Source organism: Agrobacterium salinitolerans, from assembly GCF_002008225.1.
Lineage (GTDB): Bacteria > Pseudomonadota > Alphaproteobacteria > Rhizobiales > Rhizobiaceae > Agrobacterium > Agrobacterium salinitolerans.
The window spans coordinates 181,940-195,921 of record NZ_MRDH01000027.1; the positions used below are offsets into that span (position 1 = coordinate 181,940).

Genomic DNA, 13,982 nt, shown 5'->3' on the forward strand with positions numbered 1-13,982 from the left:
CGGATGCGACAGGAAATTTCCGGCACCGTGGAACTTTTTCGATTTTTTGAAAAAACTTCTGGAACAATCAGCGGAAGTTTCTGTTTTCGTGGACTTTTCTCTCGTCATATATTACGGGAGATTTCCTCTCGATTTGTGGTGATGTTGAATGACCAATCTTCGTGCTGCCCCGGTATGGCCGATCGGCGGCGGTGAAACGGGTGAGCTTGTGCGCCGCTTCGACTGGTCGAAGACATCGCTCGGTCCTATTTGCGACTGGCCGCAAAATCTGAGGCAAAAAGCCAACTCCGTCGTCAATTCCCCTATTCCGCAGGTGCTGATGTGGGGCAGGGATCATGTGATGATCTATAATGACGGCTATGCGGAGATCGCCGGCAATTATCACCCGCAGGCGCTGGGGGGAACGGTGCCCGGCATCTGGCCGGAAATATGGGACTGGAACAGCCGCATTCTAGAAGCCGGTTTTCGCGGCGAGGTCATGGCCTATCGCGACCAGCCGATGACGCTGAAGCGGCATGGCGTGCCGGAAGAGGTGATCTTCGATCTGTTCTACACGCCGATCTACAATGAAGGCGGCACGGTGGACGGCGTTTTATGCACCGTGCTTGAAAATACCGACAAGGTGAAGGCCCTGGAGGCGCTGGAGCAGAGCCGCAAGGAGCTGAGCCGGCTTACCAATGCCCTGCCCATTCTGGTCGGATATGTCGACCGTGATTATGTTTATAAATTCGCCAATGACGGCTATCTGGAATGGTTTGGCCGCCGCGCCGACGAGGTGATAGGCCGCAGCGTTCCCGAAATCGTCGGCGAGGCTTTTTTCGAGGCCCGCAGGGCCTATCTCGACCGCGCACTTAGCGGTGAGAAGATCGTTTCGGATACCGTGATCAGCAGACCCGACGGCACGGCGCGCGCCGCCGAAATCCGTTATGTTCCACGTTACATCGCCGACGGCTCCATCGACGGCATTTATGTGCTGATCATCGATATCGAGGATCGCAAGCGCTCGGAGCGGGAAATCCTCATCAGCAACAATCGCTTCCGCGCCGCGGTGGACGCCGTTCACGGTGTGCTGTGGACCAATAGCGCCGAAGGAAAGATGCTGGGTGAGCAACCCGCCTGGAGCGCTTTGACGGGCCAGACTCCGGAAGAGTATCGGGGTTTTGGCTGGGCGGACGCGGTCCATCCCGAGGACAGGCAGGGGTCTGTCGACAGCTGGAACAAAGCGGTCGCCGAAAAGTCGACCTATATCTGGGAGCATAGGGTGCGCCGCCACGACGGCGTCTACCGCACGTTTGCGATCCGTGGCGTGCCGATTTTCGACAAGGCCGGTGCGATCGCCGAATGGGTCGGCGTCCATACGGATGTCACCGAACAGCGGCAGGCCGAAAATACCCTCAAGGAACATGCGAGCAATCTCGAGCGTGAAATTCGCCACCGCATCCGTGCGGAAGAGCAGCTTCGCCAATTGAACGAAAGCCTAGAGGCGCGTGTCGAGGCGGAAATAGCGGAGCGCCGCCAGGCCGAAAAGGCATTGCAGCAGGCGCAGAAGATGGAGTCCATCGGCCAACTCACCGGCGGTGTGGCGCATGATTTCAATAATCTTCTTCAAGTGATCGCCGGCAATCTGCAATTGCTCTCCAAGGATGTGATCGGCAATGAACGTGCGGAGCGGCGGCTGGAAAATGCGCTTGCCGGTGTCCATCGCGGCGCAAAACTGGCCAGCCAGCTTCTGGCCTTCGGCCGCAGGCAGGCATTGGAGCCGCGTGTCATCAATATTGCCCGTTTCGTGACCGGCATGGACGATCTGCTTCGCCGCTCGCTTGGCGAAGCGATCGAGGTGGAAGTCATCACCTCGGGCGGTCTGTGGAACACCTATGCCGACCCCAACCAGGTGGAGAACGCTCTTCTCAATCTGGCCATCAATGCGCGCGACGCCATGGAAGGGCAGGGCAAGCTGACCATTGAGGTCGGAAATGCGGTTCTCGACCGCGATTATGCCCGCAAGCACTCGGAAGTCTCGGCGGGGCAATATGTGATGCTCGCGGTCACCGATACGGGGTCGGGCATGTCGCCGGAGATTCTCGAAAAGGTCTTCGAGCCGTTTTTTTCGACCAAACCGGAAGGCAAGGGCACCGGGCTGGGGCTTTCGATGGTTTATGGTTTTGCGAAGCAGTCCAGCGGCCATGTCAACATCTATAGCGAGGTGGGGCAGGGCACGACGGTGAAGATGTATCTGCCCCGCTCCGCCGCCGATGAGGACAGGGAAGTTGTGACGCCGAACGGTCCCGTGGAGGGCGGAACCGAAACAATTCTTGTGGTGGAAGATGACGAGGAAGTGCGCAACACCGTTGTCGAAACATTGGGCGATCTCGGCTACCGCGTGCTCACCGCCCGTGATGCGCAGGCCGGTTTGACCGTGGTGGAAAGCGGCATTCCAATCGATGTCATCTTCACCGATGTGGTAATGCCCGGACCGTTGAAAAGCCGGGAAATGGCGCGCCGCGCGCAGGAACGGCTGCCCAATCTCGCCGTTCTCTTCACCTCGGGTTATACGGAAAATTCCATCGTGCACGGCGGCAAGCTGGATGCCGGGGTGGAGCTTCTCTCCAAACCCTATACGCGGGAAGCGCTGGCGCGGCGCATTCGCCACGTCATCGCCAACCGCAAACAGGTGTCGTTGTCGAGAGCGCAGCCGACGTCTGCGCAGGATTCTTCGAAACCTTCCGAGCCGGTCAGGGCGGTCGAAAATAAAAGCCGGTCTATACGCGTTCTTCTGGTCGAGGATGACGAGCTGATACGGATGAATTCGATGGAGATGCTGTCAGAGAGCGGCTTTGCCGTCGTCGAGGCCGGAAATGCGGCGCAGGCGCTAAAGGTTATTGAAGCGGATCAGGTCGACGTTCTCATCACCGATATCGGCCTGCCGGACATGAAGGGCGGCGAACTGGCGGTGGAGGCCCTGCGCCGAAAGCCAGGGCTTGCCATTGTTTTTGCGACGGGGGATAGCCATTTGCCGGAAGGAGCGCCGGCAAGCGCGGTTCTCCTGACCAAGCCCTATGACGAACAGCAGATTGTCGCGGCCGTCAAACAGGCCCACACGGCAAAGAGCGCGGCGACGCAATAGGCTGGTCGCCGCTTTGCCGGCTCAATAACCGCGGGCCATGTCGACCGTTTCCGGCAGCCCGCCGGTCTCGCGCCATGTGCGCACATTGCCGGCCACGATGCGGGCCGAACTTTCCCGGCTTGTCGGCGCGGAAATATGCGGCAGGACGGTCACTTTGGGGTGTTGCCAGAAGGCGGAAGCAGCGGGCAAGGGCTCCTGCTCGAAGACATCGAGAACGGCGTGCGAAAGCCTGCCGGAATCGAGCGCTGCAATCAGGTCATCTGCGACTATCACTGCGCCGCGGGCGAAATTGATGAGTGCCCCGCCCTGCTTCATTGCGGCGAGACGCTCGGCGTTCAAAAGACCGCGCGTCGCATCGGTAAGCGGCACGAGGCAGACGAGAATGTCGCTCTTTTCCAGCAATGCCTGCAGCCCGTCATCGCCGGACAGCGTTTCCACGCCATCGACCGTCTTGGCCGAACGGCTCCAGCCAGCGACGTTGAATCCGGCATGGGTGAGGCGCTCCGCCGCAGCCGTGCCGAGCGCCCCGAGGCCGAGGAGACCGATGGTCGTTTCGCCGGGGTGGCGGTAATCCAGCTCCTGCCAGAGCGCCTTTTTTTGGTTTTCGCGATAGGCGGGCATATCGCGTTGCAGATAATAGGTCCATGCCAGCACGGCTTCGGCCATCACACGCGAAAGCTCAGGATCTTTCAGCCGAACGATGGGAGGAGCCTTTTCGCCCAGTTCCAGCACCAGCCGCTCGACACCTGCCCACAGGCTGTGGATCCATTTAAGGCCCGGAAGCGCCGCGATATCGGCAGGATCCGGATTGGCGACGATGGCGAAATCCACCTGGTCTTTCTGTTCCGCGCTCAGTTCGGAAAAGGAAAGAATGTTCTCTTCCGGCATGGCGGCGCGCAGCGCCTGCTTCCAGACGGTCTCCGTTTCCGCATTCATCCGCGAAACAAAGGCTATGGGTGATGGCATGAGACTGATCCTGCTTGCGATTTTAGCTTCGCGCCATCAATGCGCAATTTCGGCTGACAATACCATGGGTTAGTCGTTCGAATCGTCAACGGAATGAAACGGCCCGGTTTTCACCGGACCGTTTCACCATTACGCGTCTTCCTTCACCGGCGGCTTTGCATCGCCGTAATAGGCCGCGAATTTCTCGTGATAATGCTCCGAACCGCCGGGGCCGGCATAACGCTGCAATTCCGTCATGTCGGTCTTGTTGAGCACGATGCCAAGCGTCTTGTTGGCGATCTGCGGTTCGTTGGCCATCAGGTTCTGCACCATCTGGATCGGTGTCTTGCCCCATTCGGTCACGAAGACGAAACCGTCCACCTGCGGCGCAAAGGCCTTGGCGTCGATGACGGGGACGACGGGCGCGAGGTCGACGATGATGTAATCGCAGGCCTCCCGGGCAGATTCGATGAATTTGCGCATGCCGGGGGAGGAGAGCAGCTCGCTCGAATGGGCGAACTGGTTGCTGGTGGAAACCGGCAGGATGCCCATTTTCGTGCGCGTATCCACCTTCACCGCCTGCGTCCACGGGATTTCATCGAGCACCACTTCCACCAGACCGGCGGATTGCCGTGTGGTCAGCATGCGGCTGAGGCCGGGATTGCGGATATCTGCATCCACGACAAGCGTTCGTTTGCCGGTGGAGGCGATCAGCCCGGCGAGATTGAGCGCCACGACAGACTTGCCCTCGTTCGGCAGGCAGGAAATGACGCCGATGACCCGGCAGGGCCGCTCCTGAATGACGACGTCCGCCGTCAGCTTCACATTGCGGAGCGTTTCCGCAAAGCTGGAACGCGGGCTATCGACGGCAAGGCGCAGCATCTTCTGGAACGAGACCTGGCCGCTGTCATCAAGCGTGGCGTTCTCGCCGCCGGGGGTGGCGGCGCTGTCGCCGGTCTTGGCGTTTTCCACGCCCCTTTCCCCGATAAAGGGAAGGTAACCGAGAAAGCGCATGCGCAGATTGTCGCGTACATCGTTGCCGGTGTGGAAAAAGCGATCCCGGAATTCGAGAAGCGCTGCAATGCCGCCGCCCAGCATCAGGCCGAGAACGACCGAAAGCGCCATGGTCATGGTCTTTTTCGGGCTGGAAGGCGAAGTCGGCAGGCCCGCTTCGGAAATGATGCGCGCCTTGGCGATGGGCAGCGACTGCTTCTGGGAAGCCTCCTCGAAGCGACCGAGATAGGACTGGTAGAGGGTGCGCAGAGCGGTTGCCCGCTGCTCGAGTTCGCGCAGCTGGACCATGGTGATATTGGCTTGCGAATTGCGGCCCGCCACCCGGTCGATATTGTCGCGCAACGACTGCACGCGGGAATTGGCGACGTCATATTCGTTCTTGAAGCTGCCGGTGAGCTGCTGCAATTCCTGGAAGATCTGCTGCGATACTTCTTTCTTCTCGGCCTCAAGCGCGGTCGCCTGCGGATGGTCGGCGCCGAATTGCTGGATGATACCCCGCTGTCGGTCAGAGATGGTGATGTAGCGCTTTCGCAGATCCTGAATGACCGAATTGTCGGTATCGCGGGCCGAGACAACGGCGTTATCGACCGCCGTTTCCGGTCCACGGTCGATGATCGACTTATACTGGTTGTAACGGGCGGAGGCCGTCGCGGCATCCGCCTGCGCGGCAATCAGCTGGCCGTTGAGGTCGGCAAGCTGGCTTTCCGACATCAGTTCGCCGCGCGAGGAGACGATGTTGTTGTCCGACTTGAATTTCTGCACCGCCAGTTCAGCGGCCTGGGCGCGCTGGTTGAGGTCGGTCATGCGTTCCTGCAACCATACCGAAGCGCGCTCGCTGGCGTCGAAATTGGCGTTAAGCTGTTCGGTAAGATAGGCCTGTGCATAGGTCTTGGCGATCTGCGCTGCAAGCTGGCGGTCGGTCGAGCGGGTGGAGATGGCGATGACCGAGCTGCGGCCGACACGTTCCACCGTCAGCGACTGCTGCAGCACCGCGGCGGCCTTCTCGCGGCGTCCGGCGCGGATTGCGGCTTCGGAAACCGGCGGATCGCCCGGCAGGACGAGATCGAGAATGCCGCGCACGGAGGATTTGACGAGCTGGACCGGCGACATCGGCGGATTGACGATGGTGTCGTTCTCATCGAGCTTGGCCTTGTCGACTACGGTCAGCGCCATTTCCTTGGATTTCAGAATTTCCACGGCGCTGGCGATGCGGTTGTCGACGATCTGGGCTGCGGGCACCGGTGATTCCTCTTCCGCATAGCGGGAAAGGCTTTCATCCAGGAGCACCTGCGTCATCGCGGTGTAAACGGGGGTCGCAAGCACCAGGTAGAGGCCGGCCAGAACCACGGCGGCGATGACGGAGGCGGCAATGACATTGGCGCGGCGCACCACGGCGGCCCACAGGCGGTCGAGGTCGATGAACGTGTCGGAATCCTTGCCGGATTCCGGAAAACCGATATTGGATTTAAAGGTCTTGTGGTGCATGGACCTACCTTGTGAACTAAAAATGGTACGCGGGAAGCCGAGCAAACTCGCCTTCCCGCCTCCCGTTATTGGTGCGCCGGCCGCCTCCCCGGCGGCGCGATGAACGTCAGGCCGCCTGGACGCGGCTTTCGTGGTTTGCAATCAGTTCCTTCACCGAAGCGAGGACATGGGCTTCCATATCCGCCCGCATCAGCGAAAAGGCGACGTTGGCGGCAATGAAGCCCTGCTTGCTGCCGCAATCAAAGGTGCGGCCCGAATATTTCTGCGCATGGAAAGACTGCTTTTCGGCGAGCCGCTTCATGCCGTCGGTCAGCTGGATTTCATTCCCCGCGCCGCGCTCCTGCTTGGCGAGAATATCGAAGATTTCCGGCTGCAGGATGTAACGGCCATTCAGGTAATAATTCGAAGGCGCCTTGGATGGTTCCGGCTTTTCGACCATCTCGGTGACGGAAAAGCCGTGATTGACCTTCTGGCCGACGCCAACGACGCCATAGGACGAGACTTCTTCAGGCAGGCATTCCTCGACGCCGAGAATATTGCCGCCGACTTCATCGTAAAGCTCCATCAGCCCGGCGATACAGCCGCGTGCGCCGTAAGAAACCATGTCCGGCAGAAGCAGGGCGAAAGGCTCCTTGCCTACCAGCTCGCGCGCGCACCAGACGGCGTGGCCGAGACCGAGCGGCACCTGCTGACGCGTATAGCTGACGGTGCCGGCAACCGGCAGCATCTTTTCCAGCTGCAGCACCTGCACGGTCTTGCCGGAGCGGGTCAGCGTATTGATGAGTTCCGGCGCGCTGTCGAAATAGTCTTCGATGGCGGTCTTGTTGCGGCTCGTCACGAAAATAATGTGTTCGATGCCAGCCTGCATGGCCTCATCGACGGCATATTGCACGACGGGACGATCCACGATCGTCAGCATTTCCTTCGGCATCGCCTTGGTGGCGGGCAGAAACCGTGTGCCGTTGCCAGCTACGGGAATGACGGCTTTTCTGACAGTTTTGTTCAGGTCCATCGCGTTCTCCTTCATCAAGGTTTGATCTGTCCCCAGTCCCCGCGCAGATTTCGTCCACGCGTCAATTTCACGAAATCTGTCTTTTCACCCCTGTATTCGCCGCGGGCGCAAACATGGCGTCCCGCAACCTCCTCAGCCGCACTGCAATTGGCATTCGCAAATGCCCCAGCACGGCAGGATCCCTTATCGTGGTCTTCAAGGCGCCGAGTACCGAGCGGCTCTTGATGTTTTCCACCAATGTCAGAAAATTATGCGCCAGCCGCAGGCTGCGGGCTCTCGCCTGCTGCGCATCCATGGCTGCCGGCAGCAAAGTGTAATGGCTGAGGAACTCCTGATCCGCCCGCATCATCGCTTCGACGTGATGAAGTTCGAGCACACGCGAAATCGAGCCTTCGCGGATATTGTAGATATAGCCCGGCTTCGGTTCGATGACACAGAGGCCGCCGGCGGCGAGCGCCGAGGCGAGCAGGATATAATCCTCGCCGATGCGTATATCCTCGCGGAAGCGCAGAGCCTCGCTATTGAGGAAATCGCGCCGGAACATCGGCTTCATGTAGCCGAAATTGAAGGTGGAACGGAACAGGATGTTGGAGGAAATGAAGTCCTCGAGCGTGAGGGCAGAGCGTTCCTCCAGAAACTCTTCCGGAAACATCGTCTCCATCGGTCTGCCGTCGGTATAGACGACATCGAGATTATCGACAGCGATCTCAGCATTCGCGGCCTCCGCCCGGCACATCATGCAGGCGGAACGCTGCGGACGGATGACGTCGTCGGAATCGAGCACGGCGATCCAGCGTCCCGTCGCGGCCTCGATGCCGGCATTGCGTGCACCACCCGGACCGCGGTTTTCTTCCAGCGCAAGCAGGCGCACACGTGGGTCAATGGCGGCAATCGCCTCAACGAATGGGATAGTGTCATCGGCGGAACGGTCGTCGACGACGATCACTTCCAGCGTCACACCCTGCTGGTCGAGCGCGCTGTGGATGGCGGCTTCGATTGTATCGGCCGCATTATAGGCGGCGATGATGAAGCTGATATCGGGCGGTGAGGCAAGGTTTTCCATCAGGTCGCCTCCACCGCGCCATACTGGCGGATTTCGCGCACGCCGAAAGCGCCACTCATCGAGCCCATATGCAGTGCGCCACGCAGCGCATAACGATTGCGGCGCACGGCGTTGAGACCGTTCAAGGCGGCGAAGAGCGCGCAATAAAGCACTTTCGAACCTGCCTTCAGCACCTGCCCCACGCGGCGTATACCGGGTTTCCTGTCCGCCAGCACGCGGCCGTGGGTCTGGCCGGAGCGGAAGCGGCGTTTGGCAAGCCATAGGAAGCTTGCGCGATTTTCCGGCACGGGTTCGGACAACATGGCATCTTCCGCAAAGACAATACGCCCGCCGGCGGCGTGAAGATGCGAGAAGAAATGGGTGTCTTCGCCGCCGCTCTGGCCGAGCGCCAGCGCGAAGCGCCGGCCCTTCACCGAAGGCGCATCCATCTTGAGCAGCGTGTTGCAGGTATAGCCGGTGATGATCTCGCCATTCACCCAGACCGGAACGGTCGAGTGGAAATCGCCGCGTTTCATCCATCCCGGCGCATTGTCCCGGTAAACGGCCGCTACGGGGCCGAGAACCGCTTCCGCACCGGTCTCGCCGGCTTTTTCCAGAAGGGCGGAGAGCCAGTGCGGCGGGGCGGTTTCGTCATCATCGATGAAGGCGAGGTAATCCGCCTTGCATTCCGACAGGCAGGCATTGCGGGCAATCGAAATATTCGATTTCGGGCAATGGACATAGGTGATCTCGAACGGGGCGGTTTCGCGCAGGCGATCGACGCTCGCCTTGGCGCTCGGCTCCTCGTCATTATCGGCGACGATAAGACGAACTTTCACGCCTTCCGGCACGTCCAGCTCGAAGAGTGACAGAAGTGTGGCGATAAGTGCCGGGCGTCTGTAGGTGCAAATGCCGATATCGACGGTTTTCGAATCATCTGGGCGGGTGACGGTGTTGTCGGTCATGAGACAGCCTTTCTTCCCCGGAATTTCAGGAGTTCCAGCCAGAAGCCGGTGGACCAGGCCAGATGCATCACCATCGCCGAAAAGGCGGCGAGCGGGCCGTATGGGTTTTTCTGACCTATTGCCATCCACAAGCCATAACCCAAACATGCGGCGATCCAGAGGCCGAGCGGGATAAGGGCCGCCCAATGCACGAGCGATAGCAGCGCGAAGATGAACACCGGCAAGACGGCGAGCGGGATCATCTGGCGGATTTTCGGGATCGAGCGATGCTTCAGGAGGTTCTTCGCCCGGCCGCGGCCATAGGCGAGATATTGCCGGAACAGCGGCATGACGCTGGCGCGCGGATAATAGGTCATGCGGGTCTTGTCGGTCATCCAGATACGGAAACCGGATTTGCGCAGGCGGAAATCCAGTTCGGCATCCTCATTGTGGCTGAAGCTCTCGTCATAGCCGCCGACCGCGTCGAAGGCGGCAATCCGCATCAAGGCGTGATGGCCATGGTCGATCCAGTGGCCTTTGGCACCCTCGCGGTGCTTGGAACCGCCATTGCCGAGCTTGGAATTCTGGGCGACGGCCGTCGCTTTCTGAAACAGGCCGTGGCCGATGGTGTCCATGGCGACGACGACAGAATCCGCGCCGGTGCGTTCCGCATCTTCGATCAGCCGCTGGCAATAGTCATCGGGATAATCGCCATGGGCGTCGATGCGGATGAGATAGTCGAAATCCTCGCCGAAGGTGGCAACGGCAAGGTTGATGCCAGCGCTCTGGATGCGCTTCGCATTGGCGAGAAGTGTGACGCGGTCATCCGTCGCCGCAAAGGCGGAAACGATATCGCGGGTTCCATCCGTGCTGCCGCCATCGGCAACCACGATACGGAAGAGACGCCCCTGCATTGCATTGGTGAATTTGACAAGCAGCCCCTCGATTGTCTTTGCCTCATTGAGGCAAGGAATGACGATCAGCGTTCTGATGCCGGAATGACCAAGACCTTCCATAATTTGCCCCCTACGCACTACACGGTTGAAAACTGCGCTTCACGGGCATGGCCGGAAGCGGATGTGGTGAGCGAGGACAAGTGCTGGACCAGCCGACGGCAATCGTCGCGGTCCGTCAGCCATTGTTTCCTGTCGATTGCCGAGAGGGTGTCGAAGGCGTTCGCATAGGTTTGCGGCGTCATTTGGCCGAACAGTGCGGCGAGGTCGTCCGGGCTTGCATTTGCCAAGACAAAGCCGATATCGCGTTTTTCGATGAATCGGGCGGTTTCCGTGCCGGAAAGCGCAATCGGCAGGGTGCCATAAAGGCCGCCTTCATAAAGCCGATTGGGCAGCAGCCAGCTGGAATTCTGGCCTTCTTCGAAGAAGTCGATCGCCCAGGTGAACTGCACCTCGTTGTAGATCGCGGCTAGATCCTCGGGGTTTTTGTAAGGTCCGTGGAAGTGCAAATGCGGGGCAGCGGCCACGAAGCCATCGAAATCGGTAAACTCCGAATAGGCCGGCCGGCCACGCAGGATGATTTCGACCCGGCCTTCCATGCGGCGGGCAAACTCAGCGAGGATTTCTAGCGACCTACGGCAGCGAAGCGCCCCGAACCAGCCGATTTTCCATGGTTCGCCGGGCTTGGGGGGGCGGGGTTGCGGCGCGGCGGCAACGGTGCTGTCGAGCGCCAGCACCTTGTTTTCCTGCAAAAGGACGGGAAGGTCGAGGCCCGACACAGGTTTGAAATAATGCTCCACGAATGCCGGAGAACTCGTGACCAGCAGTTTGGCGTCGCGTGCGAAATAACGTTGCGCAGCATTCAGCAGCTGTCCGGGCCTGCCTTTGTTGAGAAGCAGGCGGTGAATATCGAGACATTCGTAAACCAGTGCTGGCTGGCCGCTATAGATCGACATGGCCCGCTTTGCCAGAGCCAGCATTTCGAGGTTCCTGGCAAGAATGATGTCGGGTGTCGGGATGCCGCTCAGGACCTTTCCAAGCGAAAGGCTGGCTTTTGCCACAGCCGCCATGCGTTGCAGAAACTGCCCGTCGGCGGTCTCCCCAAGCACGACGGGCACGACGCCCTCGATTTCCGCCAGCTGGTTCTGCCCGCGCCGGAAACCTGCCAGCGTGACCCGCGCCCCGCCCGCGAGCAAGGTCAGCACCCGCCGGCGAATGGCGGGGTCCGACAGATCATGCGCGAGATAGAGAATATGGGTCATGCAGGGTTCCGGTTGGTTCGCGCGTCAAAGACGTCGCAGCACAGGTTTTGGTTCAAAAAATCCGGTCAGTTCAGAGCGCAGGCGATGCTTTCCGGGAACTGGCACTTGTCGCCGAGGGCAGTGAATGAGAAGCGGTCAACGACCATCTGCGACGGCCCGGCATAAGCAAACTTGCCCATCCAGTCCTTCAGCGTATCGGTGCCCCACAGGCTGAAGAAAATCTTCTGGGCGTTTTGCGGGATTTTCGTTGCGTCCGTGACTTCATGAACGAGCTTGCCGTTGACGTAATAACGCAGGCGCTGTGGTTCCCAGACGAAGGCATAGTCGTTGAAACCGGCATCGGCTCCACCTTCCACCGGCACCAGCTTCTCATTGCCGCCCTTGGCGGAGATATATTGGTTGAGCTGCACCTGGCCGGTATTTTTGCCGAGAACCTCGAAGTCGATTTCGTCGTGCGGTTTCTTGTCGGTCGGGCCAATGTAGGTGAAGAAGGCGGAGTTCAGTCCGGAGCCGGTGGCGGCCTTCATGCGCGCTTCATAGGTGCCGTAACGATAGCGGCCCTTGGTCTGGATTTCGCCGCAGGCGAATTTGCGGTCCCCAGCCTTGGCTTCTTCGAAACCGAGTGTGAGTTGGCCGTTTTCCACCGTCGCCAATTTTTTCGACCAGGTGCAGTTTTGATGCGCGCCGTTGTTCCAGCCGTCTGAAACGTACCAGAAGCTTCTGTCCATCTGGTCGAAATTCTCGGTGAAGGACGCGCCGTTGCCTTCCTGCGCCTGCATCGGTGTTGCGAAAGCCGTGGCCGAAAGGGCTGCGGCAAGAAGAATGCGTGTCTGAACGCGGGTGACAAATGTTGTCATTGGTTCACCTCTGTCGTTGCGAATAAAGCGTTTCGGATGTGGGCGGGCCGATTATGGAGGCCCGTTTGGTCGGGGAAGCAGTTGCCGTCTTGCGTTTGCCGCTGCGGCTCCCGGTGAGCACGGAATAGACGGTGGGCAGATATTTGCGTGTCTGCGCGTTGCTGATGATCAGGATGACGAAGGCGGACAATGTCGCGCTGATATAGAAGGCGGGATAAAAGTCCGGCCCGCCCTTGTTCCAGACCATCCACATGATGACCAGCAGCGGGTAGTGGGCGCAGAATATCCAGAAGCTGAGGCTGCCGGTCTCGGCAAGCCGCTGGCCAAGCCTGCTGCGGATCAGGATCGATGAAGACACCCAGAAACCAAGCGCGCCGAAGACCGCGAGCAGATTGCGCGACATGTTGAGCCAGAAGGTGAATTCCGGGCCGGTGAAATAAAGACCCGTAGCAAGAATGGCGGATGCCGTGAAGGTTAGCACCATGATCGGCAGGGCGTAGGGATCAAGCGCCTTGACATCGACCCGGTGCAGAGCGAGCGCAATGCCGAGCGAAAAGCTGAAGAGGATCGATTTCTTCTGCACGATGAAGATCGTCAGGTCCGGCATGGCCGTGATGATCAACAGGATTGCGAGCGTCGGCAGCGCGAAGCGGCGCATCAGAAATGCGAGCACCGGCGACAGCAGAATGCAGACAAAAAGGTCGCGCAGAAAATAAAGCGGCACGTTCACCGGCAGTTCTTCGAGTGCCGTACCATGGCTGAGGATTTCGCGCGGGCTGGCATTCCACAGATCGGGGAAATACCCCACGCCGACATCGAAGAGCTGGATCAGCAATACGGCGGCAAACAGCGCGCCATTCCACAGAAGGAAGGGCAAAAGCACGGTCTTCGATTTGGAGCGGATTGTTGCCGGATAATTGAATTCACTCATGCCGCGGCGAAACAGCAGGTAACCGGAGATGGCGCTGAGGCAGGGCACGCCGATACGGAAGAGCGCATCGCCCAGGAAAACGCGCAGCCAATCGAAGAAGCCGTAAAGGCCGAGAAAAGGGCTGGTTTCGGCATCGTGCGGCACATGCACGAACACGATCCCTGAAATCAGCAATATGCGCATCAAATTGATACGGGAGGATAGGTTCTGATCGACAGTCACATCAGTCACCCCTATTGGGCGGCGTCCACCCACGCCGCGTTGCAACCAGAGCGAACTTAAGCCCGCACTGGAAAGTCTGGTTTCGACTTTGGGATAAAATGTGGCGACGCGGGAAAAACACAAGCTTAGATTTTGCGGGTGAATGTCTGGCGTTCCAGTCATTCCTGTCGCTTTAAAAATTCAAACATTTG

Annotated in this window: 10 protein-coding genes; 1 reads left to right on the top strand and 9 read right to left on the bottom strand. The window is 59.5% G+C overall.

The genetic code is table 11. The annotated features are described in order from the left end of the window. Positions 1–148: 148 nt before the first annotated feature. Complete coding sequence (locus tag BS627_RS19210) at positions 149–3,124, top strand: PAS domain-containing protein (protein WP_077984773.1); 2,976 nt, start codon at positions 149–151, stop codon at positions 3,122–3,124. Positions 3,125–3,145: 21 nt separating this feature from the next. On the opposite strand, the gene BS627_RS19215 is transcribed toward BS627_RS19210, so the two are convergent. The 9 genes from BS627_RS19215 to BS627_RS19255 all read right to left on the bottom strand — a co-directional run bounded on the left by BS627_RS19215 (position 3,146) and on the right by BS627_RS19255 (position 13,791). After that, positions 3,146–4,090, bottom strand: coding sequence for a 2-hydroxyacid dehydrogenase (locus BS627_RS19215; RefSeq protein WP_077984774.1), 945 nt, complete (start codon positions 4,088–4,090; stop codon positions 3,146–3,148). Positions 4,091–4,219: 129 nt separating this feature from the next. Then, complete coding sequence (locus tag BS627_RS19220) at positions 4,220–6,568, bottom strand: Wzz/FepE/Etk N-terminal domain-containing protein (RefSeq protein ID WP_165691319.1); 2,349 nt, start codon at positions 6,566–6,568, stop codon at positions 4,220–4,222. Positions 6,569–6,674: 106 nt separating this feature from the next. Then, a complete protein-coding gene (locus BS627_RS19225) occupies positions 6,675–7,580 on the bottom strand; it encodes a UTP--glucose-1-phosphate uridylyltransferase (protein WP_077984856.1) in 906 nt (301 codons plus the stop codon). A 67-nt stretch (positions 7,581–7,647) separates the two neighbouring features. Continuing rightward, complete coding sequence (locus tag BS627_RS19230; protein WP_077984775.1) at positions 7,648–8,643, bottom strand: glycosyltransferase family 2 protein; 996 nt, start codon at positions 8,641–8,643, stop codon at positions 7,648–7,650. Continuing rightward, positions 8,643–9,587 (bottom strand): glycosyltransferase family 2 protein, encoded by a 945-nt coding sequence (locus BS627_RS19235; protein WP_077984776.1) that lies wholly within the window; start codon positions 9,585–9,587, stop codon positions 8,643–8,645. Before BS627_RS19235 ends, BS627_RS19230 begins: the two co-directional genes overlap by 1 nt. After that, the gene (locus tag BS627_RS19240; RefSeq protein WP_077984777.1) at positions 9,584–10,582 is read right to left on the bottom strand and encodes a glycosyltransferase family 2 protein; all 999 of its coding nucleotides are present in this window, start codon (positions 10,580–10,582) and stop codon (positions 9,584–9,586) included. Before BS627_RS19240 ends, BS627_RS19235 begins: the two co-directional genes overlap by 4 nt. Before the next feature lie 17 nt (positions 10,583–10,599). Next, positions 10,600–11,781 carry a glycosyltransferase family protein gene (locus BS627_RS19245; protein ID WP_077984778.1) on the bottom strand — a complete coding sequence of 394 codons (1,182 nt, stop codon included), beginning with the start codon at positions 11,779–11,781 and terminating at the stop codon, positions 10,600–10,602. A gap of 65 nt (positions 11,782–11,846) precedes the next feature. Further along, positions 11,847–12,638, bottom strand: coding sequence for an endo-1,3-1,4-beta-glycanase ExoK (gene exoK / locus BS627_RS19250; protein WP_077984779.1), 792 nt, complete (start codon positions 12,636–12,638; stop codon positions 11,847–11,849). Positions 12,639–12,642: 4 nt separating this feature from the next. Beyond that, positions 12,643–13,791 (bottom strand): acyltransferase family protein, encoded by a 1,149-nt coding sequence (locus BS627_RS19255; RefSeq protein ID WP_077984857.1) that lies wholly within the window; start codon positions 13,789–13,791, stop codon positions 12,643–12,645. Positions 13,792–13,982 lie beyond the last annotated feature (191 nt).